At 64.2% G+C, this 24595-nt stretch carries 29 protein-coding genes; 18 read left to right on the top strand and 11 right to left on the bottom strand.

Translation table 11 applies throughout. The features are described 5' to 3' along the window. Window positions 1–14: 14 nt before the first annotated feature. From JOD47_RS07445 to JOD47_RS07435, 3 genes are all read left to right on the top strand, one after another. A complete protein-coding gene (locus JOD47_RS07445) occupies window positions 15–593 on the top strand; it encodes an HhH-GPD-type base excision DNA repair protein (protein ID WP_204533300.1) in 579 nt (192 codons plus the stop codon). A 99-nt stretch (window positions 594–692) separates the two neighbouring features. Then, entirely contained in the window at window positions 693–1670 is a 978-nt protein-coding gene (locus JOD47_RS07440; RefSeq protein WP_204533299.1) for an EamA family transporter, read from the top strand. 130 nt (window positions 1671–1800) lie between these two features. Then, the gene (locus JOD47_RS07435; RefSeq protein ID WP_204533297.1) at window positions 1801–2154 is read left to right on the top strand and encodes a hypothetical protein; all 354 of its coding nucleotides are present in this window, start codon (window positions 1801–1803) and stop codon (window positions 2152–2154) included. Window positions 2155–2170: 16 nt separating this feature from the next. Here JOD47_RS07435 and JOD47_RS07430 read toward each other — a convergent pair whose 3' ends face one another. The 3 genes from JOD47_RS07430 to JOD47_RS07420 are packed head-to-tail and all read right to left on the bottom strand — an operon-like array spanning window position 2171 to window position 5050. After that, entirely contained in the window at window positions 2171–4447 is a 2277-nt protein-coding gene (locus JOD47_RS07430; RefSeq protein WP_204533296.1) for a heavy metal translocating P-type ATPase, read from the bottom strand. Window positions 4448–4484: 37 nt separating this feature from the next. Further along, entirely contained in the window at window positions 4485–4709 is a 225-nt protein-coding gene (locus tag JOD47_RS07425; RefSeq protein ID WP_204533295.1) for a heavy-metal-associated domain-containing protein, read from the bottom strand. 29 nt (window positions 4710–4738) lie between these two features. Then, window positions 4739–5050, bottom strand: coding sequence for a metal-sensitive transcriptional regulator (locus tag JOD47_RS07420; RefSeq protein WP_204533294.1), 312 nt, complete (start codon window positions 5048–5050; stop codon window positions 4739–4741). A gap of 128 nt (window positions 5051–5178) precedes the next feature. Between JOD47_RS07420 and JOD47_RS07415 the strand changes: the two genes are divergently transcribed. Together JOD47_RS07415 and JOD47_RS07410 are read left to right on the top strand one after the other, a co-directional pair. Continuing rightward, window positions 5179–5835: a DUF305 domain-containing protein gene (locus JOD47_RS07415; RefSeq protein ID WP_204533293.1), complete on the top strand. Its 657-nt coding sequence runs from the start codon at window positions 5179–5181 to the stop codon at window positions 5833–5835. Between the two features lie 59 nt (window positions 5836–5894). Next, a complete protein-coding gene (locus tag JOD47_RS07410) occupies window positions 5895–6539 on the top strand; it encodes a thioredoxin-like domain-containing protein (protein ID WP_204533292.1) in 645 nt (214 codons plus the stop codon). Window positions 6540–6611: 72 nt separating this feature from the next. Here JOD47_RS07410 and JOD47_RS07405 read toward each other — a convergent pair whose 3' ends face one another. After that, a complete protein-coding gene (locus tag JOD47_RS07405) occupies window positions 6612–8156 on the bottom strand; it encodes an MFS transporter (protein ID WP_204533291.1) in 1545 nt (514 codons plus the stop codon). 64 nt (window positions 8157–8220) lie between these two features. On the opposite strand from JOD47_RS07405, the gene JOD47_RS07400 reads away from it, so the two are divergent. From JOD47_RS07400 to JOD47_RS07380, 5 genes are read left to right on the top strand one after another with little or no spacing between them, the layout of a single operon-like run. After that, window positions 8221–8778, top strand: coding sequence for a TetR/AcrR family transcriptional regulator (locus JOD47_RS07400; RefSeq protein ID WP_204533290.1), 558 nt, complete (start codon window positions 8221–8223; stop codon window positions 8776–8778). Window positions 8779–8810: 32 nt separating this feature from the next. Further along, on the top strand, window positions 8811–9308 hold the full coding sequence (locus JOD47_RS07395) for a hypothetical protein (RefSeq protein ID WP_204533288.1): 498 nt from the start codon (window positions 8811–8813) through the stop codon (window positions 9306–9308). A 28-nt stretch (window positions 9309–9336) separates the two neighbouring features. Further along, complete coding sequence (locus tag JOD47_RS07390) at window positions 9337–9879, top strand: dihydrofolate reductase family protein (protein WP_204533287.1); 543 nt, start codon at window positions 9337–9339, stop codon at window positions 9877–9879. 55 nt (window positions 9880–9934) lie between these two features. Next, window positions 9935–10270 (top strand): ArsR/SmtB family transcription factor, encoded by a 336-nt coding sequence (locus JOD47_RS07385; protein ID WP_204533286.1) that lies wholly within the window; start codon window positions 9935–9937, stop codon window positions 10268–10270. 26 nt (window positions 10271–10296) lie between these two features. Then, complete coding sequence (locus tag JOD47_RS07380; RefSeq protein WP_204533285.1) at window positions 10297–10797, top strand: SRPBCC family protein; 501 nt, start codon at window positions 10297–10299, stop codon at window positions 10795–10797. Between the two features lie 122 nt (window positions 10798–10919). Here JOD47_RS07380 and JOD47_RS07375 read toward each other — a convergent pair whose 3' ends face one another. The 4 genes from JOD47_RS07375 to JOD47_RS07360 are packed head-to-tail and all read right to left on the bottom strand — an operon-like array spanning window position 10920 to window position 14413. Continuing rightward, window positions 10920–11312 (bottom strand): universal stress protein, encoded by a 393-nt coding sequence (locus tag JOD47_RS07375; RefSeq protein WP_204533284.1) that lies wholly within the window; start codon window positions 11310–11312, stop codon window positions 10920–10922. Beyond that, window positions 11309–12868: a tripartite tricarboxylate transporter permease gene (locus JOD47_RS07370; protein WP_204533283.1), complete on the bottom strand. Its 1560-nt coding sequence runs from the start codon at window positions 12866–12868 to the stop codon at window positions 11309–11311. Before JOD47_RS07370 ends, JOD47_RS07375 begins: the two co-directional genes overlap by 4 nt. Further along, window positions 12861–13409, bottom strand: a complete 549-nt coding sequence (locus JOD47_RS07365) for a tripartite tricarboxylate transporter TctB family protein (protein ID WP_204533282.1) — start codon at window positions 13407–13409, stop codon at window positions 12861–12863. Before JOD47_RS07365 ends, JOD47_RS07370 begins: the two co-directional genes overlap by 8 nt. A gap of 5 nt (window positions 13410–13414) precedes the next feature. Further along, the gene (locus JOD47_RS07360; protein WP_204533281.1) at window positions 13415–14413 is read right to left on the bottom strand and encodes a Bug family tripartite tricarboxylate transporter substrate binding protein; all 999 of its coding nucleotides are present in this window, start codon (window positions 14411–14413) and stop codon (window positions 13415–13417) included. Between the two features lie 210 nt (window positions 14414–14623). Here JOD47_RS07360 and JOD47_RS07355 point away from each other — a divergent pair, with 210 nt between their 5' ends. Further along, on the top strand, window positions 14624–16234 hold the full coding sequence (locus JOD47_RS07355; RefSeq protein WP_239548040.1) for an ATP-binding protein: 1611 nt from the start codon (window positions 14624–14626) through the stop codon (window positions 16232–16234). Next, complete coding sequence (locus tag JOD47_RS07350; protein ID WP_204533278.1) at window positions 16231–16959, top strand: response regulator; 729 nt, start codon at window positions 16231–16233, stop codon at window positions 16957–16959. Before JOD47_RS07355 ends, JOD47_RS07350 begins: the two co-directional genes overlap by 4 nt. Here JOD47_RS07350 and JOD47_RS07345 read toward each other — a convergent pair. Continuing rightward, window positions 16956–17675 carry an AAA family ATPase gene (locus tag JOD47_RS07345; RefSeq protein WP_204533276.1) on the bottom strand — a complete coding sequence of 240 codons (720 nt, stop codon included), beginning with the start codon at window positions 17673–17675 and terminating at the stop codon, window positions 16956–16958. The two genes, JOD47_RS07350 and JOD47_RS07345, sit on opposite strands and share 4 nt — an antisense overlap. 48 nt (window positions 17676–17723) lie before the next feature. Here JOD47_RS07345 and JOD47_RS07340 point away from each other — a divergent pair, with 48 nt between their 5' ends. The 4 genes from JOD47_RS07340 (at window position 17724) to JOD47_RS07325 (ending at window position 20999) form a co-directional block, all read left to right on the top strand. Next, window positions 17724–19190, top strand: a complete 1467-nt coding sequence (locus JOD47_RS07340) for a cryptochrome/photolyase family protein (protein WP_204533274.1) — start codon at window positions 17724–17726, stop codon at window positions 19188–19190. A gap of 130 nt (window positions 19191–19320) precedes the next feature. After that, on the top strand, window positions 19321–19566 hold the full coding sequence (locus JOD47_RS07335) for a hypothetical protein (RefSeq protein WP_204533272.1): 246 nt from the start codon (window positions 19321–19323) through the stop codon (window positions 19564–19566). Between the two features lie 3 nt (window positions 19567–19569). Beyond that, the gene (locus JOD47_RS07330) at window positions 19570–20472 is read left to right on the top strand and encodes an FHA domain-containing protein (RefSeq protein WP_204533270.1); all 903 of its coding nucleotides are present in this window, start codon (window positions 19570–19572) and stop codon (window positions 20470–20472) included. A gap of 2 nt (window positions 20473–20474) precedes the next feature. Then, complete coding sequence (locus JOD47_RS07325; RefSeq protein WP_204533268.1) at window positions 20475–20999, top strand: 2'-5' RNA ligase family protein; 525 nt, start codon at window positions 20475–20477, stop codon at window positions 20997–20999. Here the strand turns inward: JOD47_RS07325 and purB are convergent. Next, window positions 20996–22435: an adenylosuccinate lyase gene (gene purB / locus JOD47_RS07320; protein ID WP_204533267.1), complete on the bottom strand. Its 1440-nt coding sequence runs from the start codon at window positions 22433–22435 to the stop codon at window positions 20996–20998. The genes JOD47_RS07325 and purB overlap by 4 nt on opposite strands. 170 nt (window positions 22436–22605) lie before the next feature. Between purB and JOD47_RS07315 the strand changes: the two genes are divergently transcribed. After that, a complete protein-coding gene (locus JOD47_RS07315; protein ID WP_204533265.1) occupies window positions 22606–22905 on the top strand; it encodes a hypothetical protein in 300 nt (99 codons plus the stop codon). Continuing rightward, window positions 22902–24164 carry an alpha/beta hydrolase family protein gene (locus tag JOD47_RS07310; protein ID WP_204533263.1) on the top strand — a complete coding sequence of 421 codons (1263 nt, stop codon included), beginning with the start codon at window positions 22902–22904 and terminating at the stop codon, window positions 24162–24164. The genes JOD47_RS07315 and JOD47_RS07310 overlap by 4 nt, the downstream gene beginning before the upstream one ends. Here JOD47_RS07310 and JOD47_RS07305 read toward each other — a convergent pair. Next, window positions 24126–24530: a phage holin family protein gene (locus tag JOD47_RS07305; RefSeq protein ID WP_204533261.1), complete on the bottom strand. Its 405-nt coding sequence runs from the start codon at window positions 24528–24530 to the stop codon at window positions 24126–24128. The genes JOD47_RS07310 and JOD47_RS07305 overlap by 39 nt on opposite strands. Between the last annotated feature and the right edge of the window lie 65 nt (window positions 24531–24595).

Below are 24595 nucleotides of genomic sequence, written 5' to 3'. Positions count from 1 at the left end.
CTAGCATTGGACCTATGGCGCCACATATCTACATCACCGGCGACAGCGAGGCTGATCAGCTGCTGTCCAACAATCCGCTCGCTCTACTGCTGGGCATGCTCCTCGACCAGCAGGTAGCGATGGAAACGGCTTTTGCGGGGCCGGCCAAGATCAAGTCCCGGCTAGGCACCCTTGATGCCGCCACCATCGCAGACTACGACGCCGATGCTTTCGTTGAGCTGTGCCGCACCCCTCCCGCTGTGCACCGCTATCCCGGCAACATGGCGGCCCGGATCCAGACGCTTTGCCGGACAGTGGTTGACGAATGGGACGGTGAGGCCGCGGCCATCTGGACGCGCGGTGAGCCGGACGGCCCCGAGGTGCTGAAGAGGCTGAAGGGCCTGCCGGGCTTCGGGGTGCAGAAAGCGCAGATCTTCCTTGCCTTGCTTGGCGAACGCTATGACTTCACGGGCTCCGGGTGGAGGGAGGCAGCAGGCCACTACGGTGAGAACGGCTGCTTCCGGTCCGTCGCGAACATCACTGACGCTGAGTCACTGGCGAAGGTTCGTGAGACCAAACGGGCAGCAAAGGCAGCCGCGAAGCAGAAAGCGTAGCTGATCCGTCATGACCGTAACTGGTGTTGACTCATAACTAATCCTCGGCGTAACGTCATTACCGTAAATACACTTTGGTTATGACGTTATGAGGCACCCATGAGAAGCGGTACAGCTACCGGACTGTGGTTCGCGCTTCTGTCAGCTGCTTCGTTCGGCGTCTCCGGACCCTTCGCGAAATCGCTGCTGGAGATCGGCTGGAGTCCAGGTGCCGCCGTCGGAATCCGTATCGGTGGCGCCGCCCTGGTGCTGCTTGTACCCGTGCTGATCGCGCTCCGCGGCCGCTGGGGCACACTGCGCCGTAATGCACTGACGCTGATCATCTACGGTGCAACGGCCATCGCGCTCTGCCAGTTCTTCTACTTCAGTGCTGTTCAGCGCATGTCGGTCGGCGTTTCACTGCTGCTCGAGTACCTTGCGCCCGTGCTCATTGTCGGCTGGCTATGGCTCCGCTCACGCAGGGCTCCGAGCCGGCTCACCATCTGCGGATCCATCATCGCCATGCTCGGCTTGCTCCTGGTTCTCGATCTCACCGGTGACCAGCGGCTCGATCCCATCGGAGTTCTGTATGGGCTCGGAGCCGCGGTCTGCCTCGCCGTGTTCTTTGTGATGTCAGCAAAGGCCGACGACGACCTCCCGCCACTGATCATGGCCGGCGGCGGCATGCTGGTCGGCGCTTTCACCATCCTCGTGCTCGGGCTCATCGGTGTGATGCCCTTTGCGTTCGAGTTCCGCGACGTGACCCTCGCGGGCTGGCAGACTTCCTGGCTGGTCCCGGTGCTGATGCTGGTCCTGATCGCTACGGTGCTCGCCTATGTCACCGGGATCTTCGCCGCGCGGGGTCTCGGATCGAAGGTGGCATCCTTCGTCGGACTCACCGAAGTGATGTTCGCCGTCCTCGCGTCGTGGCTTATTCTCGGCGAGCTGCCCTCAGTCATCCAGCTGCTCGGCGGGGCGCTGATTGTCGGCGGAGTGATCCTGGTCCGTATCGACGAACTGCGGCAGGCGGCAGGCTCCCGCGACCCGCTCGACCAGGCCAACGTCGTCGAACCTGTTCCGACGACTCCGGGCAGCTAAGGGGAGACCACAGAATCCGAAGGCACGGTTCCGTGTCGAGGTCGGGCTTCTGGGCGGCTTAGTGTGACGTATGCGCCTGACCCGAAACAGCCATCGACCGCCCTCACAGCAAGGGGCGGCCCTCGTACTCATGGCGGCCCTGTCCTCAGGGCTCTGGTTCGGCTGGTTCGCCTGGGATACCGAGTATCACTACGACCCTGCCGCAGGCGAGATGGCGGGGCCGTATGAGCTATGGCAGGGCATCGGCGCATTCCTGTGCAGCTTCGTGGTGGTCGCGCTGGCCTACCGGCTCCTGCATTTCATCGTCGCCCTGATGGTGGTTCCTGCGTCCTTCACCTTCGCGTGGATCAGTACCGCGGCAGCTACCGATGACACTGGGCTGTGGCTGGTGGGGGCACTGCTCGTCGCCTTCGGCACAACCGCCGGTGCGGCTCTCATGCTCGGCATCGCTGCCGCCGTGGAAGCTGCTCGCGAACCCGCCTGACTCCGTGCCGAACGGGTTACTTGCCGAACCGGCGCAACCGCAGCGAATTCGCGACTACCAGCACCGAGCTAGCCGCCATGGCGGCACCCGCGACCATCGGGTTCAGCAGGCCCAGAGCCGCAATCGGGATGCCGATCGTGTTGTAGAAGAACGCCCAGAACAGGTTGGACTTGATCGTGCCGAGCGTCTTCCTGGACAGCTCGATAGCTTGAGCCACCTGCTCCAGGCTGTTGCCCATCACCGTGAGGTCAGCGGCTTCGATTGCGACGTCGGTACCGGACCCCATCGCGATGCCCAGATCCGCCTGCGCCAGCGCAGCGGCGTCGTTCACGCCGTCACCGGCCATCGCCACAGTGGCCCCCTCGGCCTGAAGCCGCTTCACGGCGTCGACTTTGCCTTCGGGAAGCACATCCGCCATGACGTCTCCGGGAGCAATGCCTACTTCCGCGGCGATCTTCCGAGCCACGGCGGCGTTGTCCCCGGTGAGGAGCATCGGCCGCAGCCCGAGCTGCTTGAGCCGCTCGATGGCGGCCGCTGAGGACTCCTTGACGGTGTCCTGCAGACTGACCAGCCCGGCCACTTCACCATCGACGGCAACCCAGATCGCGGTTGAACCGGCCTCCTGCTCCGCAGCAAGAGCCGAACGGTGCGCATCGGTGATATCGACGTCGTTCTCCTTCAGCCAACCGGCACGCCCGGCCAGTACCGCGGAACCGTTAACGGTCCCACGCACGCCGCCGCCTGCGGAGCTGATGAAGTCGCTCACCCTCGGGTGCCCGGGAGCTGCCGCCGCAATGGCGTGCGCGATGGGGTGTTCGCTGGCAGACTCCACTGCCGCCGCCAGCGACAGCACGTCCTCTCGGCTGTGAGAACCGAGTACGACGACGTCCGTCACCGACAACCGGCCGCTGGTCACGGTGCCGGTCTTGTCCAGAACGATGGTGTCAACCGTGCGGGTGTCCTCCAGAACCTGGGGACCGCGGATGAGTATGCCCAGCTGTGCGCCCCGGCCCGTGCCCGTGAGCAGCGCAGTCGGTGTTGCCAGTCCCAGCGCACACGGGCAGGCGATGACGAGCACTGCGACGGCGGCCGTGAACGCTGCCTCAACGTCACCGCTGAGGACGAGCCACGCCACGAAGGTGAGCACTGCGATCACGAGGACCACGGGCACAAAGACGGCGCTGATGCGGTCAGCCAGCCGTGCGATCGGCGCCTTGCCGCTCTGCGCCTGGCTGACCAGCCGGCCCATCTGCGCCAGGGTGGTCTCGCTTCCGACGCGGGTTGCACGGATGATCAGCCGGCCGGACGTGTTGATGGTTGCGCCGGTGACGGTGCTGTCCGGACCCACCTCAACGGGGACTGACTCTCCGGTGATGAGGGACGTGTCCACGGCGCTGCGCCCGTCGACAACGAAGCCGTCGGTCGCGATCTTCTCACCCGGCCGGACAACGAACTCGTCACCATGTACCAACGACGACGCCGGTACTTTCACTTCGACGCGCTCGCCGCCCTGTTGGCGCAGCACGGTGGCATCCTTGGCGCCCAGATTGAGGAGGGACTTCAGTGCGTCACCGGCCCGCTGCTTGGCATTGGCTTCCAGATACCTGCCGAGCAGCAGGAAGGTCACGACGACGGCGGCGACCTCGAAGTAGAGCGCGTGCCCGCCCATATCCATACCGACATGCGCGGTAACCATCGGATCAGCGAGCAGCTGGCCCAGAGAGAAGAGATAGGCCGCAGTGACGCCGATCGACACGAGGGTGTCCATCGTGGAAGAGAAGTGCCGCGCATTGATCGCCGCGGCCTTGTGGAAGGACCAGGCAGACCACGTGACTACCGGCGTGCTGAGTGCAAGCACCACCCAGCCCCAGTGCGGAAACTGGAGCGCCGGAATCATCGAGATAAGGAATACCGGGACGGTCAGGATCGCAGCAGTGATCAGACGGGGACGCAGCTGGGATGCAGTGCCCCCGTGCGACATGTGATCGTGGTCCATCCCGTCCGCTGCCGGTTCACCTTCCGACGATGGCCCGGGACCGTGCGGCGACTTCTTCAGTTGCGCGGTATATCCGGTGGCATTCACGGTGTTGACGATGTCTTCATCTGAGATGTGCGCAGGCACCGTCACCATGGCTGATTCGAGCGGCAGATTGACACTCGCCTCAACGCCGTCGAGCTTGCCGAGTTTGCGCTCGACGCGACCGACGCATGAAGCGCAGGTCATGCCCTGGATATCCAGCTCAACTGTCCGGGTAGCGCTCGCGGTCTCTGCAGTGTCCGGTGTGGTGGTCATGATGGTCCTTCCAGGCCGGCTTTCCGCCGGCGTTCTACTACGCGTCGTTGGAAACGACTACGTAGCCGGCTTCCGCTACGGCTTCGCCGATCTGCTCGGAGTCGATGTCACTCTCTGACGTGACGGTTGCGGTGGAGATTCCACCCTTGTTCAGCTCAACTGAGACGTTCTGGACGCCCTCGATGGCCGAGATCTCCTCGCTGACCGAGTCAACGCAGTGGCCGCAGGTCATGCCCGAGATGCTGACTGTAGTGGTGCTCATAATTGTTCTCCTTCGGTGATGTGCAGGACCTACCGCAACAGCCGGCTGATAGCCGCTGATGCCTCCTGAACTTTTTCGTTGACCGCCCGGGGGTCTCCGGACGCCTGGGATTCATTGGCGGCACCGACGACGCAGTGGGCAATGTGCTCCTCAAGGAGCCCGATGCTGACGGCGTGCAGCGCCTTGTTCACGGCGGAAACCTGAGTGAGGACGTCGATACAGTACTTGTCCTCCTCAACCATCCGCGCGATTCCCCGCACCTGCCCCTCAATGCGCTTGAGCCTGAGGAGGTAGGCCTCCTTGTCAGCGGTGTAGCCGTGTTCCGTTGTTGTCTGCGTCATGATGCCTCCCGGTCGACTTCCAATTTATACCCATAGGGGGTATAGGTCAAGTACCCCTAGGGGGTATCGATCGGGAACGAATGTCCCGGTGCTCTACGTTAGATAACAAGACACGAAAGGCAACCCTCATGACCCTCAACCTTGAGGCGTGGCAGAAGCGCGTCCTCCTCCTTCTCGGCCTGATAGCGGTGGCCGCCCTGTTTGCCCTTGCTTTCACCGCCGGCAGGGTGGCGGCAACACCTGAGACGCCGGGCACCAACAGTGCGGACGCGGGATTCGCGCGTGACATGCAGGTCCACCATTCCCAGGCCGTCGAGATGTCGCGCATCGTGCGCGACCAGACTGACGACGTCGTCATCCGCACCATTGCTTATGACATCGCCATGACCCAGCAGCACCAGGTCGGCCAGATGTACGCCTGGCTGGAGGAATGGGGGCTGCCGCAGAGCACTGACGCGGACCGCATGGCGTGGATGGCAGGCAGCGGACACACTGCACATGCCGACGCCGACGCCGACGGCGATGCCTCCGCGGTCGCTGCGGACGGCCTGATGCCCGGCATGGCAACTCCCGAAGAGATGGACGCGCTCGCCGAGGCGACCGGTGAGGACGCTGAGCGGCTCTACCTCGAGCTCATGATCGATCACCATGTGGCCGGGGTGGACATGGCCGAGGCGGGAGTGGATTTGGCGGATGACCCCGAACTCCGCGAGCTCGCCCGGAAGATGGCGGCTGGACAGCAGATTGAGATCGTGGAGATGGAAAAGCTCCTGGCGCAGCTCTAACCCACCCGCCCGGTACATTTAGACCCGAACCCTTACAAAAACAGAAGGAAATCAGCGCGTTGAATAAGAAGCGAGCTCAGGAGAATGTGGACCGTCAGGCACGGTTGAAGGCGCTCCAGTCACAGCAGCGGGCCAGCGAACGGAAGCGGAACAGCTTGATCTTCGGCGGCATCGCCCTGGTGATTGTCGCCATCATCGTCGCCGTCACCATTGTGATTGTGCAGCAGGTGCGGGAAAACGATCGGCTGGATGCGCTCGCCGAACAGCCCATTGATGGCCTCGAGACCATCGAGGTGACATCGTTCGAGCACGTTCCCGGTCCGGTCGAATATGACCAGGCTCCTCCTGTCGGTGGTGACCACAACGCCATCTGGACCAACTGCGGCATCTACACTGAGCCGATCCCGAATGAGAACACCGTTCACTCGATGGAGCATGGCGCCGTCTGGATCACCTACCAGCCGGATCTGGAGCAGTCCGAGATCGACGCCCTTACCGATCTCGTGGGGGAGCGGAGCTACGTCCTCCTGAGCCCATACGAAGGCCAGGAGTCGCCGGTCATGGCCAGCGCCTGGGGCCTTCAGCTGGGCGTCGACTCGGCTGAAGACGAGCGGCTCGCTGCCTTCCTCACTAAGTACGTGCAGGGCGAACAGACCCGCGAGCCGGGTGCGGCCTGCAGCGGAGCGCTCGATCCCTCCGCCTGATCCCCTACGTTGAATGAGCAGGACACGCCCCTTATCCCTCGGGATTAGGGGCGTGTCCTGCTTAATGAACGTTTAGGCGGATGGCTTACGGAGGCTCCAGAACGCCAGTCCGGAAGCGGCCAGCATGAGCACCGCGCCGATGCCTGACGTAAGAACAACGCCGCTGTCGAACGCGTGGAACGCCGAATCCAACAAAAGCGAACCGCTGTCCGCTGGCAGCTCCGACGCGACGTTGATTGCGCCGCCCAGGGTTTCCGTCGCCGTCGTGCCCTGTTCAGGACTCAGTCCGGCAGGAAGCCTCAGGTGCTTCTGGTAGGAGGCGAGCAGGATGCTGCCGAGGAGCGCGGTGCCGAAGACTGAGCCGACCTCATAGGCCGTTTCCGAGATCGCTGACGCTGCGCCCGCCTTCGCGGCCGGCACGCTGGACAGGATGAGGTCGTTCGACACCGTCTCGGATGCTCCCACGCCTGCGCCGAGCAGTACGAAGGCCGCAAGCAACGCTCCGATTGATCCGCCCTGGCTCAGCAGCGCGACAAACGCGTACGCTCCGGCGGAAAGCAGCAGGGCGGCCGGCACCACAACGTGTGGTGCAACCCTGCGGACCAGCGGCACGACGGCGAGGCCCGCAACGATGGTCATGATCAGACCGGGCACGAGCACCGCGCCTGCCTCCAGCGGACTGAGCCCCAGCACCAGCTGCAGATGCTGGGACACGAAGTAGAGGAACCCGACCAGCGAGAAGATCGCGAGCAGGTTCACCAGCACCGCACCGGTGAAAGGCCGCACCGTGAAAAGCCGCACGTCGAGCATGGGATTCTGCCGCCCCAGCTGGCGGCGGACAAACGCGGTGCCGGCGGCAAGACCAACGACGACGGCGGCAGCAACCACCGCTGCCGACCCGCCTTTTGCGAAGGTCTTGATGGCAAAGACAATGGGCAGCATGGTGCTGACGGAGAGCACGATGCTCAGGTAGTCGACCCGGCCCGGGTTGGGATCTGCTGACTCCGGAACCAGCAGAGGGGTAACGGCGAGCAGGACCAGGAGCACGGGAACAGCCAGCAGGAACACCGAGCCCCACCAGAAGTGTTCCAGGAGCGCCCCGCCCACCAGCGGACCGAGGGCAGCGCCCGCCGAAAAGCCGGCTGCCCAGACCGCCACGGCGAGGCGCCGCTGGTTGCGGTCAAGGAAGATATTCCGGATGAGGGAAAGCGTGGACGGCATGAGCATGGCGCCGAACACGCCAAGTCCAACACGGGCAGCTACGAGGAGCTCGGCAGTGGGTGCGAAGGCGGCGGCGACCGAGAAGACCGCAAATCCGGTGGCGCCGATCATGAGGAGCCGGCGCCGCCCGAAGCGGTCGCCGAAGCTGCCCATCGCCACCAGCAAGCCGGCGAGGACCAGCGGATAGCTGTCGATGATCCACAGCAGTGTTGTACCGCTGGTGTTGAACGCCAGCGAGATTTCCGGCATGGCGAAACTGAGGACCGTGTTGTCCACGGCGACCAGAAGCACCGGCAGCATCAGGGCCGCCAGCGCCCACCACTCACGTCGGCCGGCAAGCGGAGGGACGCCAAGTGATCGGGTAGCAGCCGGGACGGAGGTGTAGTACTGGGTCATGCTCTTAAAGCTATACCGTCCAGCCGGTACAGTAAAGCGGAGAGGCTTCCGTATGATGAACGTCATGGCCAGTGCCCGCGAACGGATTCTCGACAGCTACGAAAGCATCCTCATCAGCGATGGGGAGCGCAGTGCCACCATGGAATCGGTCGCAGCGGCGGCTGACGTGTCCAAGGGGGGGTTGCTCTATCATTTCCCGTCCAAGGAAGCTCTCGTTGATGGCCTGGCCGAGCGCCTTGAGGGTCTCGTTTCCCGCGACCGGGAGGCGATGACGGCGGATCCGGAAGGCCCCGCGCGCTACTACGTCCGCACCTCCATGTATGAAAACAGCCCACTGGACCGGGCGCTCGTGGCGATGGCGCGCCTTGCGCAGCAGGGCCACGCGAAAGCACAGGCAACCTTCGCACTCATCCAGGAGCAGTGGCTGGGTGCCCTCGAGGCCGAGCTCGGGAGCCGCGCCGTCGCCCGCGCGGTGAAGCTGCTTGGCGACGGACTGTATTACGACGCCGCGTTCTTCGCCGGAGCCGGCTCCGAGCAGCAAAGTGGCGAGGAGCTTCAGGAGGTCCTGGCCATAGTCGACCTCATAGTCCGGGATGGTGCACAGGTCCAGCGAGGGGCATAGCCGCAGTGCTTCGGGCGGACTAGCCTTGGTCCATGAGACGGCGCCGCGGCCAGATGCTTGCGATGGCAGTGGTGTCAGCTGCCGCGCTTGGCGGATGCGCGTTGGGTGCCCCGTTCGTCACGGGCCAGGCCTGCGCCTCCTGGGCCGGCTACGAAACTCCACAGGACATGTACAACGAAGCGGAGCTGGTCCTGGTTGGGGCGGTCCTTGAGCGCGACGGCGAGGTCCAGGTGCCCCCGGGCGGCCCCACCGCGACTGCCCGCGCCTATAGCTTCGACGTCCAGGACGTGCTGAAGTCGAGCCCCGACGGCGACATCGCGGCCGGCGATACCGTCCGGATCGCAGCCATGGCGGATGGCTGTTCTCCCGGCGTCGAGTATGCGGACGAGGATCAGCTTGAGGTTGACGGGCGCATCATCTTCTTCGGCAGGGAAGATTCGGGCGCCTGGATGACTCTCAACCCCTTTCAGGGCGTTCTGCCCTTCCCCGAGGGAACTGCGCTGCCGTTCGAGGCCACCGCCGCTCCCTAGAATTGCGAGCCGGGTCTACGATGCTTCCATGACTCAGCGACAGTGGTCCGGGCATGTGTTCATTGGCATGAGCGTCGACGGGATGATCGCCAGAGCCGACGACAGTCTCGATTGGCTGACGGGCGACGCGGCCTCCGGGGAAGCCAACGACCCCGATGCTTCAGGCTTCACTGAATTCATGGCGTCGGTCGATCACCTGGTGATGGGAAGAAGCACCTACGAGGTAGTGCAGGGGATGGGGGAGTGGTTCTACGGCGATACGCCGGTGATCGTGTTGAGTACGACGCTCCAGACAGATGATGCCCGCATCCGAATCGTTCGCTCACTGGATGAGGCCACTGAACTGCTGGACGACGACGGCGCCCGCAACGTCTATGTCGACGGCGGCAGGACTGTACGCACCTTCCTTGCCGCTGGTTTGATCCGAACCATCACCCTTACGCGGGTGCCTGTGCTCATTGGCGAAGGGAAACCGCTGTTCGGCGCGCTCCCGGCCGATGTGCGGCTGCAACTGGATGACGTGAGGGCACTCACGGGCGGAGCCGTGCAGACCCGTTACACGGTCCTTTAGGAAAATGCCCGGAAACCCTTGACCCGGCCACGGCAGAGGAATAATCTACAACCAAATGGTTGTAGATCAGCTCTCAGAATCTGAAGTGGACCGGTTGTTCCACGCTCTCGCGGATAGCACCCGGCGCAGCATCGTTGTCCGCGCCATCAGCGAGGAGCACTCGGTTTCAGCCCTGGCTGCGCACTACGCCATGAGTTTCGCGGCGGTGCAGAAGCACGTAGCGGTGCTGGAACAGGCGTCTTTGGTCACCAAGGAGAAACGCGGAAGGGAGCAGATGGTGCGTGCTAACCGGGAAGCAGTTCGGAGGGCGCGGCATCTGCTTGACGAGTACGAGAAGATCTGGCGGCAACGCGTCGACCGGATCGCCGAAATCCTCGCCGAGGATGAGTAGTCGAAAATCAGGAAAGGGTAATCATCATGGCTGTCATCAGCAGTGAAAAGGACATCGAGGCGCTCAGCTTCACCATCGTCGCGGAGTTTGACGCCGCCGTCGATCGCGTCTGGCAGATATGGGAGGATCCGCGCCAGCTCGAGCGTTGGTGGGGCCCTCCGACGTGGCCGGCCACGTTCGACAAGCACGAGTTCCGCGAGGGCGGTTCGTCAAGCTACTTCATGACCGGGCCGGAAGGGGAGAAGAGCCGCGGCTGGTGGAAGTTTACCGCCATCGACTCGCCCCGGCGGCTGGAGTTCAACGACGGCTTTGCCGACGAGTCCGGTGCGCCGGTGGGCGATATGGGTGAGACGCACGCCGTCGTCACCCTTGAGGAGGTTGAAGCCGGCCGCACCCGCATGACGGTGGCATCCAGTTTTGAGAACGCCGAGCAGCTTCAGCAGATGCTGGAGATGGGCATGGAAGAGGGGCTCAAGGAGGCCATGGGCCAGATCGACGGGATCCTGGCAGAGCGGGCCAGCGTCTGACCGCCGGTTCCTCGCAGGTACGGGAGAAGCCCGCGGCGTGTCTGGAACGACACGCCGCGGGCCTCTTTCTGTGTGTACTCAAACCTGCACGGAATGGGACCGACTTGCACCAGGAACGGGCGTCAGGGCTTCACCGCAAGCACGTTGCACGCGGCGCCCAGCAGGATCGACTGCGCGGTGGAACCCATGATGAGCTTGCCCACGGGCGTGCGGTGGCGCAGCCCGATGACGATGAGCTCGGCAGCATGGCGAACAGCCGCCTCCAGCACGTCCTCCGCAGCGGTGTCCTTCGACGTTCCGTGATGGACGGTGAAGTCCACTCCGGAGGTCCGCAGCGTGTCCTGCAAGCGGGACATGTCCTCGTCGTCGGCGTAGGCCGGATCCACCAGGCGGTCTGCCCTGGTGGTGTTGACCACCACGAGTGTCGCGCCGCGTTGGCGAGCTTCGGCAACCGCGGCTTTCGCAGCGGCGTCCCCCAGCGCGTTCGGCACGTAGCCCAGCACAACGGCACTCATCTTCCGCCTTCTTTCAGGTCAACGGCTGCTGCCGGTGTCTCTTCCACGACCTCGGACTCCATGGCCCGCTGGCGCTTCTTCAACCAGAAGGAGAGAACGAAGATTACGATGAGCACCACGTAGATGGTCGCGGAGATCGGGGTGCTCACCAGCGCGGTCGGGTCACCCTGCGAGATGGCGAGCGAACGCCGCAACTGATCCTCGAAGATCGGACCGAGGATGAGACCCACCACCATCGGCGCGATCGGATAACCGTAACGGCGCATGAAGAACCCCAGTACGCCGATTACCAGCAGGACAAACACGTCCACCGGGGTGAAGTTCACCGAGAACGCGCCCATGGCCGCGAAGACGAGGATGCCGGAGTAGAGGTAGGGCCGCGGGATCTGCAGGATCTTCACCCAGATGCCCACCAGCGGCAGGTTCAGGACCAGCAGCATCAGGTTACCCACGTACAGGCTCGCAATCAGCGCCCACACCAGTGCACCCTCAACCTCGAACAGGAGAGGTCCGGGCTGGATGTTGTAGCGCTGGAATGCGACCAGCATCATGGCGGCGGTGGCCGTCGTCGGAATACCGAGGGTCAGCAGCGGAACGAGGACACCGGCAGCAGCCGCGTTGTTGGCTGACTCCGGGCCGGCGACGCCTTCGATAGCGCCCTTGCCGAACTGTTTCTTCCGCTCACCCTTGGCCAGCTTCCGTTCGGAGGCGTAGGACAGGAAGGTCGCGACGTCCGCACCGCCGGCGGGAATGGTTCCCACGGGGAAGCCGATGAACGTTCCGCGAAGCCAGGGCTTCCAGGACCGCTTCCAGTCATCCTTGCGCATCCAGTTGGTCCAGCGCCCAGCCACGGGAATCACCTTCACGGGACCGTGGCGGAGGCGGGAAGCGACGTAGAGCGCCTCACCGACCGCGAAGAGCGCAACGGCCACAAGAACGACGTCGATACCGTCCGCCAGGAACGGGTTGCCGAAGGTGTACCGCTGCTGGGCGGTCAGTGCGTCGACGCCGATCAGGGCGATGAACAGGCCCAGCGCCAGCGACGCGAGCCCACGCAGCACGGAGGCACCGAGCAGTGCCCCGACGGTCAGGAACGCAACGATCATCAGCGCCACGTACTCGGTGGGCCCGATCTGCACGGCGAATTCGGCGACATAGGGCGCCACGAAGCTCAGCAGCACGGTGGCGACGGTTCCGGCAATGAACGAGCCGATCGCCGCCGTCGCCAGTGCAGCGGCGCCCCTGCCGGCCTTGGCCATCTTGTTGCCCTCGAGGGCGGTGACAATGGAGGCTGATTCGCCGGGTGTGTTGAGGAGGATCGAGGTCGTGGAGCCGCCATACATGCCGCCGTAGTAGATGCCCGCGAAGACGATGATGGCCGCCGTCGGGTCAAGGCTGTAGGTGATCGGCATGAGCAGTGCCACGGTCATGGCCGGGCCGATGCCCGGCAGGACACCCACCGCGGTACCCACCAGCACGCCGCCGAGCGCGTACAGCAGGTACATGGGCTGCATCGCGACGCTGAAACCCTCAAGCAGTGCCATGAAATTATCCATTGAAGATTTCAACTCCTTCCAGGAGGAAACCGGCCGGCAGCGAGACTCCGAGGAGGCCCGCGAACACGAACTGGAGGATCAGCGCGAGAACGACGGCGATGATTGCGTTGCGCCACCACGGCTTCGCGCCGAGGGACCACGCAGCACCGAAGAATAGGACGGCGGCCGCTACCGGCCAGCCGAGGGGAACGATGAGCGCGATGTGAATAGCGAGGAACCCGACGAGCTTGCCGACGGTGAGCCAGTCGGTCTTCACGTCGGGGTCAATGTCCTCGCCTTCCTCGGCGGCACCGGTGTGCCCGCGAAGGAGCTGGATGACCAGCCCAATGCCGATGGCCACCATGATGCCGGAGACGATGAACGGGAAGGCGCGGGGGCCAACAACGCCGGCGGACGGCGGGATGGGAATCTGCGAGCCGGCAATGAAACCGACGACGCCGACGCAGACGATCATTCCCGCGAAGATCAGTTCGCCGAGGGGCCGGGCGGGCGCGGTTTTGGTGCCGCTTCCGCCCGGCGCCCCGTTGATTGAAGAGCTCATCGCCGTTACAGCAGACCGATCTCGGTCAGGGTGGTCTTCACAGCGGCGATGTCTTCGGTCAGGAAGGCGTCGAACTCTTCGCCGGCCAGGAACGCGTCGGACCACGCGTTGGTCTCAAGGGTGGTCTGCCAGGCTTCGGTCTCGGACATTGCGGTCACCAGTTCGGTCAGCTCCGCTGCCTTCGCCTCGTCGATGGTGCCCGGCGCCACAACACCGCGCCAGTTGGTCAGCACCAGGTCGACGCCCTCGTCCGTCAGCGTCGGCACGTCCGGCAGTAGCGCCGCGGGCTCTGCACCCGACACTGCGAGCGCACGCAACTTGCCGGCCTTGACCTGTTCTGCGTACTCGCCGACGCCTGAGATGCCCGCAGACACCTTGTTGCCAAGCAGTGCAGCGAGCGACTCACCGCCACCGGAGTAGGGAATGTAGTTGAGGCTGTCGGGCGCGATTCCGGCCTCTTTCAGCATCTGGCCTGCGAGGATGTGGTCCGCGCCGCCCGCTGAGCCACCGGTGATGGACACGCCCTGACCGTCCTCCTCGACTGCGGAAAGCAGATCGTCGATGCTCTGGAACGGTGAATCGGCCGGTACGACGACGATCAGCGGCTCTTCCGTCAGTCGTGCAATGGGGGTGGTGTCTTCAATACGCGTTTCGGCTGCGTTGGTCTCGACGGCGCCGACCATGACGTAGCCCATCACCATGAGCGTGTCGGGGTCCTGCTCGGTGGCCAGCTGGGCGAGGCCGTTGGTGCCGCCGGCGCCGCCGACGTTCACGACTGACGCATTGCCCACCAGGTCGTTGTCCTGCAGATCCTTCTGCATGGCACGGCCCGTCTGGTCCCAGCCGCCGCCCGGATCGGCGGGGACGATGATGTTGAGGCGGTCGATTCCGGCCTCGGCTTCCGTGCCGCCGGACGTGCTGCCGCAGGCGGACAGTGCAAGGACAGATGCGACGCCGATGACGCCTGCAGCCGACAAGCGCTTCATTGTGCTCTCGTGCTTCATGGGGTGGAACCTTCCTACGTTCACTTCTGACATGTGATGCGCCTCACCACACGTTCCGGTCCAGCGTAGGGAGGGATCAACCGGGCGGAAACCATACGGTCACAACGTGCGTAGTGGTCATTGTGGTCATGGAGAAATTCCGGTTTCAGCGCCGGCCTACCGCCGGTTCCATACACCCGATCGTGCGAGAATGGAAGGATGATCCGGACAATGTCGCTTAGATCACAGCTGTTCTTCCTGCAGCTGCTGATTGTGCTGATCATTGTGCTGGTGGCGGGCACCGTCGCCGTCCGGATGCAGGAACAGCAGATTCGGGATGCCTATGAGGGCCGCATGGTCGGAGTGGCGCAATCGATCGCCCAGCTGCCGTCCGTCGTGGATGCGTTCGACGACGCTGATCCCAGCGCCGTCATCCAACCCATCGCCGAACTCACCACGCAGGCCACTGGTGTCACCTACGTGGTGGTGACTGACGACGTCGGAATCCGGTATTCACACCCGAACCCGGACATGATCGGTCAGATGGTGTCGACTGATCCAGCCGTCCCGCTGTCCGGCGAGACTTTCGTGGGCACACAGACTGGAACACTGGGTGAGTCATGGCGCGTGAAGGTGCCCATCCGGGGTGAGGACGGCACCGTGATCGGGACCGCCTCGGTGGGTACCCTGGAGTCGACTCTCGCGGCGGATCTCCAGGAAGACCTGCCGGTGCTCCTTGCCTGGCTCGTTGTGGCTGCCCTTGCCGGAACCGCTGGATCGATCTGGATCTCACGGCTGATCTGGCGCCGCATCTACCGGCTCGAGCCCGAAGAAATCGCAGCACTGCTCGAGACCCGTGACGCCATGCTCCACGGCATCGGCGAAGGGGTGGTCGCGCTGGATGAACGCGGACGGCTGGCCGTGCTCAATGATGAGGCCAACCGGCTGCTCGACCTGGGTGATGAGGTGATGGGCCGTCCGGCAAGCGCAGTCCTGGAACCAGCCCTTGTCGGCATGTTCGATTCGGCAGGAGACGCCGATGAAACCGTTCTGGTGGGTGAGCGGGTGCTTCTCGCCCGCTCAAGTGATGCCATTGTCGACGGCCGGCGCGTGGGCAGGGTCCTGGTGCTGCGCGATCGCACGGAACTGCACCAGCTGCTGCTGGACCTCGACGGTGCGCGTGATGTCACGCAAGCCCTCCGCAGCCAGGCACATGAGTTCGCAAACAAGATGCACGTCATCTCGGGTCTGCTCGAGTTGGGCCGCACGGACAAAGCGGTGGACTTCATCTCCCGGTCGGGCCATGGCGGATCGGTGGTGTCCGGAGACCTCTCGCCCGGTGTCAGTGATCCGGACGCCGCCGGCCTCCTCATGGCCAAAACCACCATCTGTGCCGAGAAGGGCATCAGCCTGATCGTCGACGAGGCATCGGCCTTCGAGGCGGACGGCACCACTGATCCGGTGACCGTGTTGGGGAACCTCATCGATAACGCCGTCGACGCTGTCGGTTCCAACGGAACAATCCACGTCAGGCTGACCTCGGACGCCGCAGGCTGCTCCATCGCGGTGTCTGACGACGGCCCGGGCATCCCCGAAAATCTGCGTTCGCAGGTGTTCGCAACAGGGTTCTCAACCAAGGACACCGCAGGCGCAGGTTCCCGCGGTTTCGGGCTGGCGCTCGTCCAACGTGTCGCCGAGCGCCGCGCGGGCGGCGTGAGGCTCACAGAGTCGGTGCTGGGCGGCGCGCACATTGCGGTGACACTGGGCCCGGCGCCTGTTCTGCCGGAGCAGGATGCCCCGCGCCCAATGGAACCGCACGACGCCGGGGTGCCCGCCCCGTGAGCCTCATTCGAACGCTGGTCGTCGACGACGATCAGGAGATTGCCGGTGTGCACTCGGGGTTCCTGCTCGCGCACGGAGGCTTCGACGTCGTCGGCGTGGCGAATTCCGGCGGAGAAGCGCTCGAGAAGGTGCGCGAACTGAAGCCGGAACTGATGCTGCTCGATATTCACCTGCCGGACATGTCGGGAATCGATGTGCTGCGCGCTGCCCGCAATATCCCCGGTGACCCGGTGGACATCATTGCCATCACAGCCGCCCGGGAACTCGAAACGGTGCGCGCTGCGATGGCCGGCGGGGTGCTGCACTACCTCGTCAAGCCATTCAACTCGAAGGTCCTGATGGGGCGGCTGGACGACTACGTGCAACACCGGGCGAGGATCGTGGAGCACAGCTCGTTCTCAGCGGGGCCGCTGGATCAGGAGCGTATCGACAGACTGCTTGCCGCCACGCCCACCGAGGCGCCGCAGGTGCAGCTTCCGGTGCCCGGAGGCTCGCTGCCGAAAGGCCTGTCCCAGCCCACCCTTGACTCCGTGGTCGGTGCGCTCCGGGCCTCCGGCGTCGGCTTCTCTGCGTCCGAGGTCGCAGCCCAGCTTGGCCTCGCGAGGGTGAGCGCGCGGAGATACCTCGAGTACCTCGTGACGAAGGGCAGTGCGCGCATTGTGCCGAAGTATGGTGCCGCGGGCAGGCCGGAGAAGTTCTACGTGTGGACGGGTGCCCAGCGCTAGATGTGGCGCAGGTACCGTGTCGGCGCCTTCAAAAACCCGCGCCAGTTGTCCACGAGCGCAAGGTCCTCCCACTCCCGTTCGCGCAGCCCCCACTCGCCCACCTCTAGAATCTGCGCGCCGGGAAGGGCAGCAAGAACCGGGGAGTGCGTGGACAGGAGAACCTGCGACTTGCCGTCGGCGAGCAGCTGCTTGAGCACCCCCACCAGCGCGAGGCAGCCGGAGAAGGACAACGCCGATTCCGGTTCATCCAGCACCCACAGCCCTGCTCCGCGAAAGCGGTCGGCCACCAGTTCCAGGAAGGATTCGCCGTGGGACATGTCGTGGAACGCTGCGTCTCCGCGGGTACTCGGGTTCTTCTCCAGGTAGGTGAAGAACCCGTGCATGGTCTCCGCTCGCAGGAAGTACCCGCGCCGCGTGGTTCCGGCATTGCGGACCAGCTGCAGGTGTTCACTCAACCCGGACTCCGAGGCCCGCGTGCTGTGCCGCGCCCCGGTGGATCCGCCCTCGACCGAGAGACCGTACGCCTCAGCGATCGCCTCGATCAGCGTCGATTTCCCAGAGCCGTTCTCGCCGACAAGGACGGTGGCCCGGCCAAGGTCCAGTCCATCCCGAAGCACCTGCGCAACCGGCGCCAGCGTGGCGGGCCATGCAGTGCGCGGCAAGGCGTTGTCCCGGCTCTCCTCCAGGCGGCGGATGGGGTACCGGTCGAATGCCATGGCCCCAGTCTGGCAGTCCGCCCTGACAGTCAGTACTAATGTGTGGACATGCACGCGCAGCTGATCTTCCCGCACCAGCTCTTCGAAGAGCACCTGGATGCACCGGATTCCCGGTGTTACATCCTTGTGGAGGACGACCTATTCTTCCGTCAGTACCGGTTTCACGTGCAAAAGCTACTTCTGCACAGGGCAAGCATGCGCGCTTTCGAGCGCCGGCTGCGTGAATCCGGACGGGAAGTCGAGTACGTGGAGACAGACTCGGCAACCTCCAGTCAGGCGGCGCTCGCCGAGGTGCTCACGCGGATTGGCGCGACGTCCTGCACCTATTACGACGTCGTCGACGATTGGCTGGCACAACGCCTCACCGGAACGCTCCGGCAGCTCTCGATCGAGCCGATGATGGAGGACACCCCATCATTCATCTGCACCAACGCTGACCTGGACCAGTATTTCTCTTCCAACGGCTGGCGGATGCAGAATTTCTACGAGTGGCAGCGCAAGCGGCTGGGGATCCTACTCGAGGACGACGGCGGGCCCTCGGGCGGGCGGTGGAGTTTCGATACCGAGAACCGGAAGAAGCTTCCGAAGAAGCTCATGGTCCCTGCCCTGCCGGCCAACAGCCGCGAAACCGACGACGACGTCGCCACCGCCCGAAGCTGGGTGGCGGAAGAATTTCCGGATAACCCGGGCGACGCCAACGGTTTCAACTGGCCCGTCACGCACCAAGCGGCCGCGGACGCCCTCAAGGTTTTCCTCGCCGAACGGTTCGAGTTGTTCGGCCCGTACGAGGATGCCATCGCTGAAACCCACTCGTTCCTGTTCCATTCAGCTCTCAGCTCGAGCATGAATACCGGGCTGCTGAAGCCGGCCGACGTCGTCGGTATTGCTCTGGACTACGCCGGCCGGCATGGCACGCCGATCGCCAGCGTGGAGGGTTTCGTCCGCCAGATCATCGGGTGGCGGGAGTACATGCGAGCGTCTTATGCGCTGCACGGGCGGCGCATGCGCACGAGCAACCACCTCCGGATGTCCCGGCACCTGGATCAGTCCTGGTATGACGCCACCACAGGAATAGCGCCGGTCGACACGGTCATCCGCCGCGTCCTCGACACCGGCTACGCCCACCACATCGAGCGGCTGATGGTGCTCGGCAATGCGGCCATTCTCCTCCGTGTCGATCCGAATGACGTGTACGAATGGTTCATGGCGATGTTCATCGACGCCTACGACTGGGTGATGGTCCCGAACGTGTACGCGATGAGCCAGTTCGCAGCAGGCAACGCGATCACGACGAAGCCGTACATCAGCGGCAGCAACTACCTGCGGAAGATGAGCGACCTGCCACAGGGCGACTGGCAGCACGTCTGGGACGCACTGTACTGGCAGTTCGTCGCGGATCACCGGGAGCTGCTGGCCAGGAATCCCCGCTCGAGCATGAGCGTGCGGCTGCTCGACCGAATGGATGCTGGGCGCCGGAAGGAGCTCGCTGCCGAGGCTGAGCGGTGGCTTGCCTGATCTGCAGGCTACCGCACCGGCTCCCGGCGGGAGGGTTCACTTGTGGCCCGGCGCAGGTTAGGCTCGGACTTGTCAGGTCAGGCGGGTAGAGGGCGCCGGACAGAACCGAAAGTACGCAAGGAAATTCGCCATGTCTGAAAACACCTCTGTTGATAGCAACCGCAGCATCCGGGACTGGGCCGACCTCGCCGAGGAGATGTGGTCCTATCTCACCGGCAAGGGCGCTGCAGTCAATTACAGCTTCATCGACATGACCGTCGAGGTGCCGCGCGACATCGGACCGGATGCACCCCGCGCAACCTGGAAGCTGAACGGCACCGTGAGGGTCACCACCAGCGACAACGACGCCGCGGGCTCCGACACCCACCGGAGCTGACCCGTGTCGCAGCGGGTACACCTGGACATTGACCTCGCCTTCTCGTTCTCGGAGCACGACGACGGCGCAACCACCGGCGCGACGAATGGCACCGTCAGTGCGGCCGGGTCCGAGGTGACCATTTACTGCGAGGATCCGTCGGTTGCCGGCTTCGGTGGTATGCCCTCTCTGGAGAGTGTCCGCGAGCTCGCAGCGAACCTGGCCACCAAGGGGCTCACTGTGACCATCGCCGGTCCCGCCGGGACCCTCGTGAGTATCGGCAAGGTGGAAACGTCAATGGCCCAGCGGCTGATGACGCGGTCATCGCACATCCGAGCCGGGTCGATCACGGCGCTCGCGCCCCTGATCCGGGGCGTCAGCCGGAAATCGAGCGTGCCGCTACTGCCGCCGTCAACCCCGTTCCCCCTCGTTCCCACGGTGAACCGGCGCATCCGGCGCCAGGTGACCACCACCCACCACACGCGGGGCAGCGGGCGTCCGCGCCTCATCTTCGTGCAGGATTCCGACACCTGGAACGGGCAGGTCCCGCGTGAAGTGAATCTGGTCGGGGAGAAGCTGGTGATCGGAAGCTCGCCGGACGCCGACCTGGTGCTCGACGGACTGCTTCCCGTGCATGCGACGGTTGAGCACAACGCCGACGACGAATACGTGCTCATGCCGCACGGGCCTGTCCGTGGCAGCGTCCAGTCGGAAGGCCCGTCCATCCTGAGAACCGGCGCACGTGTCCAGCTCGGTGACTGGTGCCTGGCGTACTTCCGCGAGGAATACGCGGATCACGGGCGCCCGTTCGGCGGCCGCAGCGGCGGGGAGATGGCTTACCAGCGGCCGCAATACGATCCGAGATCGGGCACGGTGGAGGAGGATGGCTCCTTCGGAATCGGCGACTACCGGCAGAATCCGCGCTGACCGTGGACAGCGTGGAGCTCCTCCTCGATGTAACGGGGGAGGAGCTCCTGCGTTCAGACTGGGACATCCTCAAGCAGGCCGGCTTACCTTCCCAGGCCAGGCACACCGCGGCCTCGAACCGCGCTCACATCACCCTGCTCGCTGCGCCACGGATTCCGGCTCAGTATGACGTGGCCCTTGCGGCGCTCGCCGGGGTGCTGCCGCTTCCCATCCACACAGCTGGTCTGGTTCTTTTCCGAACCGGGCGGGGGCAGGTACTGGCGCGCCTCGGCGTCGTCAGCGAAGCTCTTTGTGGCCTTCATCGAGCCGTGCACGCGGCTCTGGGCGACGTGCCGGATGTCGCGGGCAACTGCGTCCCGAACCGCTGGGTACCGCACATCACGCTCGCGCGCGGCATGAACTCGGGGCAGGTTGCCCAGGCGGTCGATCTCCTGCCCGGTGATCGCGGCCGGCTCCTTCTCCGCTCCCTGCGGCGCTGGGACAGCCATGAAAAAACGACGACGGCGCTCGGCAGCGCAACCGCTTAGCGGAGGTGGTCCACCAGGTGTTCCGCGATGCCGGTGTAGGTTGCCGGTGTCAGCGCGAGCAGCCGTTCCTCGGCCTCCGCGGAGAGCCCCAGTTCAAGGACGAACTCACGCATTCGCGCTGCGTCCACGCGTTGTCCGCGGGTGAGGTCCTTCAGCCGCTCGTACGGGTCTTCCATGCCCGGGGTTCCCGCGATTGCCTCGGCACGCATGACCATCTGCACGGCTTCACCGAGGACCTCCCAGTTGGTGTCCAAATCAGCGGCCAGTACCGACTCCGCGACGTCCAGGCGCTCAAGCCCCTTTGAGACGTTCGAGATGGCCAGCATTGAATGCCCGAAGGCCACGCCGATGTTGCGCTGGGAGGAGGAATCAGTCAGGTCGCGCTGCCATCGTGAGGTCACCAGGGTGGAGGCCAGGACATCCAGCAGGGAGCACGAGATCTCGAGGTTCGCCTCCGCGTTCTCGAAGCGGATGGGATTGACCTTGTGCGGCATGGTGGAGGAACCGGTTGCTCCCGCTACCGGCACCTGCGCGAAGTAGCCGATGGAAATGTAGCTCCATACGTCCGTGCAGAAGTTGTGCAGGATGCGGTTGAAGCGGGCAACGTCGGCGTACAGTTCCGCCTGCCAGTCGTGGGATTCGATCTGGGTGGTCAGCGGGTTCCAGGTCAGGCCGAGGCCCTCCACGAATTCTCTGGCGACGGCCTGCCATTCGGCGCGCGGCACGGAGGCGACGTGAGCGGCAAAGGTGCCGGTTGCTCCGTTGATCTTCCCCAGGTACTCCGTCCGGCGTATGCGCTCGAGCTGCCGGGCCAGGCGGTGCGCCACGACGGCGAGCTCCTTGCCGAGGGTGGTGGGTGTGGCCGGCTGTCCATGGGTCCGGGAAAGCATGGGGACTGCCCGGGATTCTTCGGCCATCGCCTTGACCTGATTCACGAGCGACTCCGCCGCGGGAAGCCAGATGTCTTCCACCGCGCCCTTCACGCCGAGAGCATAGGACAGGTTGTTGATGTCTTCTGAGGTGCAGCCGAAGTGGACGAGGGGCTTCAGGCGGCTGATGCCGATGCCTTCAAGCCGGCTTCCGATGAAGTACTCGACGGCCTTGACGTCATGCACAGTGACCCGCTCGATTTCGGCAAGCTCGCTGACGGCGCTGCCGTCGAAGGTACTGACAATCTCCCGGAGCGCTGCTTCCTGAACGTCTGTGAGTGGAGCCGTTCCGGGCAGGACACTCTTGCGGGTGAGGTGGATGAGCCACTCCACTTCGACGTGAACGCGATCCCGGTTGAGTGCAGCTTCGGACAGGTAGTCAACCAAAGGAGCGACTGCTGGGCGGTATCTCCCGTCGAGGGGCCCAAGGGCAATAGGCACTTGGCCGTCAACCTGGTGAATCGTTACGGACGCAAGGTTGACCCGGGAGGAAGGAGTGTGCGGCATGGGTCCAATCATTCCATGACCGGCGGTATGCGCTCCAAGCGTGACGACTCCTCCACAGGCACAGGATTCCTGCGGGATATCAACATACGCCCCACCTGCGAAGCGCCCGGCCTCCGTCCGCGCCTAGCGTCGTTGGTAGCTACAACAGCAAGGTGAGGAGGGTGCGGAGCATGTATCGCAGTATGGCGGCGGGCTCAACCTGTGAGCAGGAGCCCAGCGAGGCGGCACGCGACTTCGCGAGACGCCTGGGCCTACAGGCCGATGTTGTCGACGCCGTGCGACAGCGGATTGGTGTTGCTCAGAGTATCCACTGGGAGTCTCCGGCGGGACGTAACTTCCGCTCATATCTGATCGAGCGGGAGTCCGGGCTTCGGACCGCATCAGCCCTTTTGCGTGAGGCCGCTGTATCAATGGAGGGATACGGAATTGCGCTGCAGATGGGGGAGACAACGAGCGGCTCGCAAGGATGAGCACCGAGCATGACCTCACCCCTGTGCACACTCCTCCCGATGTCGATGGCGTTGCCAGAGTCATCGGTGGTGTTGGGGACATCCGCTTCCAATGGGAGGAATTGGACAGGGGTGCGCAGATTGTCGGAGACGCTGCAGAAGAACTAAGTAGTGTGGCTGAGGCTGTTGCCTCTATGGACGTCCGGTTGTCGGCCCTCCAGCTGATGACAGCAGGCAACGTCGATGCGACCGCTGCTTCGTTTTCAAGCGGCGCGGCGGCCGCAGAAGCGATTGTGCTGGCGCACCAAAAGATTCTCGACAGCAGCTCTGAGCTCAGGAACGCCGCAGACAAGATCCGGTTGAGTCGATTCGCGTATGAGGCGGCCGATGTCGTGGTTCGTGGGCTCATCGGTGACATCCGGACTGTCGGAGTTCCTTCCGGGTCGGCACTCCTGTTAGCTGCGCCGTTAAGCCTGGAGCACACCCGATCCGAGACCACACGGTTGGATGGAACCGTCGATGACTTATTGGCACAGGTTTCGCACGCCACCAAGGAGCCGGGAAGTGCCTTCGAAGTCCTCGAGGTAGCCGGCGAGTCAGGACCTACCTACGTTGTGGTGATTCCAGGATCGGAAGGGAGCAGCTGGGAGGAACCTTTCAGTTTCCACGGGGTGACAGAGGCGCGAGCTGTAGACAGCGCGTATGTCGGCGATGCAGTGGGTCGCGCGTTGGAGGAAGTAGACGCCGCAAAAGGCGCCGACGTTGTTCTCGTTGGCTACAGCCAGGGCGGCATGCACGCGATGAACCTTGCCAACAGCGGCCCCGTCGCTGAGAAGTATTCAATTGCTCATGTGGTGACGGCAGGATCGCCGGTGGAACTGGAAGAGGCCCCTGAGGGAACCACATTCCTCCATCTCGCCCATACCTGGGACATCGTGCCCCATGTCGACCTGGTTCCACGCGAAGATCAGCCCAATCAAGTCTCCGTGGTCCTTGACCACCAGGCTAAGTTGCGAGAAGGAGAAGATTTCGGTTTCGGCCCTGCCCACAAGATCGACAGCTACCGCGAAGGAGCGCGGGCCGTGGACCTGAGTTCTCATCCTTCGATTGCACCGATCACTGCAGCGCTCGGCGCGGCTGTCGCGGGGTCCACAGCCAAGCGTCACGTTTTCCAGGTCACCCGCCCGCCGCTGCTGGGCCCGCAGCCTGCGCCGCGCAACGAGCCGAAGCTGACTCCAGGGCTATCGTCTGGTTCCGGTGATCGATCCCGCGACAAGTGAGACAAGGCTGATGATGATCGCTCCCAGGATCGCTGTCCAGAAGAAGTCGTCCACCAGGAAGCCGATAGGGGTGAAGGAGGTGAGCCAGGAGGTGAGCATGAGCATGCCCGCATTGATGATGATCGTGAAGAGTCCGAGCGTAAGGATAGTCAGGGGCAGCGAGAGCAGGGACACGACGGGCCTGACGAGCGCGTTGACGATCCCGAACACCAGACCAACGAAGAGGTAGGAGAGCACGCTAGCGACGGTTTCATTGGTGGACACTTCAGCGGCGGCTTCCGAGCCCACCTCTATGCCGGGCAGCAGCCAGGCGGCCACCCATAAGGCAAGTGCATTGATGAGTACCCTCACGATGAACCGAAGCATGCACCAATGCTGTCACATCCACGGTTGTGATTCGCCGATCCAGCAGGAATTCCGGTGTTCCACCG

Origin of the sequence: Arthrobacter tumbae (genome assembly GCF_016907495.1) — a bacterium.
GTDB lineage: Bacteria > Actinomycetota > Actinomycetes > Actinomycetales > Micrococcaceae > Arthrobacter_D > Arthrobacter_D tumbae.
The sequence above is the reverse complement of the archived record's forward strand: the minus strand, read 5'-3'. Positions and strand labels throughout refer to the sequence as shown.

What these genes read in the sequence shown, in the direction of transcription:
- JOD47_RS07430 (WP_204533296.1), bottom strand. Translation starts at nt 4,447, where the DNA reads ATGACCACCACACCGGACACTGCAGAGACCGCGAGCGCTACCCGGACA.
- JOD47_RS07405 (WP_204533291.1), bottom strand. Translation starts at nt 8,156, where the DNA reads ATGACCCAGTACTACACCTCCGTCCCGGCTGCTACCCGATCACTTGGC.
- JOD47_RS07315 (WP_204533265.1), top strand. Translation starts at nt 22,606, where the DNA reads ATGTATCGCAGTATGGCGGCGGGCTCAACCTGTGAGCAGGAGCCCAGC.
- JOD47_RS07385 (WP_204533286.1), top strand. Translation starts at nt 9,935, where the DNA reads ATGGTTGTAGATCAGCTCTCAGAATCTGAAGTGGACCGGTTGTTCCAC.
- JOD47_RS07415 (WP_204533293.1), top strand. Translation starts at nt 5,179, where the DNA reads ATGACCCTCAACCTTGAGGCGTGGCAGAAGCGCGTCCTCCTCCTTCTC.
- JOD47_RS07400 (WP_204533290.1), top strand. Translation starts at nt 8,221, where the DNA reads ATGGCCAGTGCCCGCGAACGGATTCTCGACAGCTACGAAAGCATCCTC.
- JOD47_RS07390 (WP_204533287.1), top strand. Translation starts at nt 9,337, where the DNA reads ATGACTCAGCGACAGTGGTCCGGGCATGTGTTCATTGGCATGAGCGTC.
- JOD47_RS07370 (WP_204533283.1), bottom strand. Translation starts at nt 12,868, where the DNA reads ATGGATAATTTCATGGCACTGCTTGAGGGTTTCAGCGTCGCGATGCAG.
- JOD47_RS07360 (WP_204533281.1), bottom strand. Translation starts at nt 14,413, where the DNA reads ATGAAGCACGAGAGCACAATGAAGCGCTTGTCGGCTGCAGGCGTCATC.
- JOD47_RS07310 (WP_204533263.1), top strand. Translation starts at nt 22,902, where the DNA reads ATGAGCACCGAGCATGACCTCACCCCTGTGCACACTCCTCCCGATGTC.
- JOD47_RS07445 (WP_204533300.1), top strand. Translation starts at nt 15, where the DNA reads ATGGCGCCACATATCTACATCACCGGCGACAGCGAGGCTGATCAGCTG.
- JOD47_RS07420 (WP_204533294.1), bottom strand. Translation starts at nt 5,050, where the DNA reads ATGACGCAGACAACAACGGAACACGGCTACACCGCTGACAAGGAGGCC.
- JOD47_RS07355 (WP_239548040.1), top strand. Translation starts at nt 14,624, where the DNA reads ATGTCGCTTAGATCACAGCTGTTCTTCCTGCAGCTGCTGATTGTGCTG.
- JOD47_RS07305 (WP_204533261.1), bottom strand. Translation starts at nt 24,530, where the DNA reads ATGCTTCGGTTCATCGTGAGGGTACTCATCAATGCACTTGCCTTATGG.
- JOD47_RS07425 (WP_204533295.1), bottom strand. Translation starts at nt 4,709, where the DNA reads ATGAGCACCACTACAGTCAGCATCTCGGGCATGACCTGCGGCCACTGC.
- JOD47_RS07435 (WP_204533297.1), top strand. Translation starts at nt 1,801, where the DNA reads ATGGCGGCCCTGTCCTCAGGGCTCTGGTTCGGCTGGTTCGCCTGGGAT.
- JOD47_RS07375 (WP_204533284.1), bottom strand. Translation starts at nt 11,312, where the DNA reads ATGAGTGCCGTTGTGCTGGGCTACGTGCCGAACGCGCTGGGGGACGCC.
- JOD47_RS07335 (WP_204533272.1), top strand. Translation starts at nt 19,321, where the DNA reads ATGTCTGAAAACACCTCTGTTGATAGCAACCGCAGCATCCGGGACTGG.
- JOD47_RS07440 (WP_204533299.1), top strand. Translation starts at nt 693, where the DNA reads ATGAGAAGCGGTACAGCTACCGGACTGTGGTTCGCGCTTCTGTCAGCT.
- JOD47_RS07345 (WP_204533276.1), bottom strand. Translation starts at nt 17,675, where the DNA reads ATGGCATTCGACCGGTACCCCATCCGCCGCCTGGAGGAGAGCCGGGAC.
- JOD47_RS07365 (WP_204533282.1), bottom strand. Translation starts at nt 13,409, where the DNA reads ATGAGCTCTTCAATCAACGGGGCGCCGGGCGGAAGCGGCACCAAAACC.
- purB (WP_204533267.1), bottom strand. Translation starts at nt 22,435, where the DNA reads ATGCCGCACACTCCTTCCTCCCGGGTCAACCTTGCGTCCGTAACGATT.
- JOD47_RS07380 (WP_204533285.1), top strand. Translation starts at nt 10,297, where the DNA reads ATGGCTGTCATCAGCAGTGAAAAGGACATCGAGGCGCTCAGCTTCACC.
- JOD47_RS07340 (WP_204533274.1), top strand. Translation starts at nt 17,724, where the DNA reads ATGCACGCGCAGCTGATCTTCCCGCACCAGCTCTTCGAAGAGCACCTG.
- JOD47_RS07395 (WP_204533288.1), top strand. Translation starts at nt 8,811, where the DNA reads ATGAGACGGCGCCGCGGCCAGATGCTTGCGATGGCAGTGGTGTCAGCT.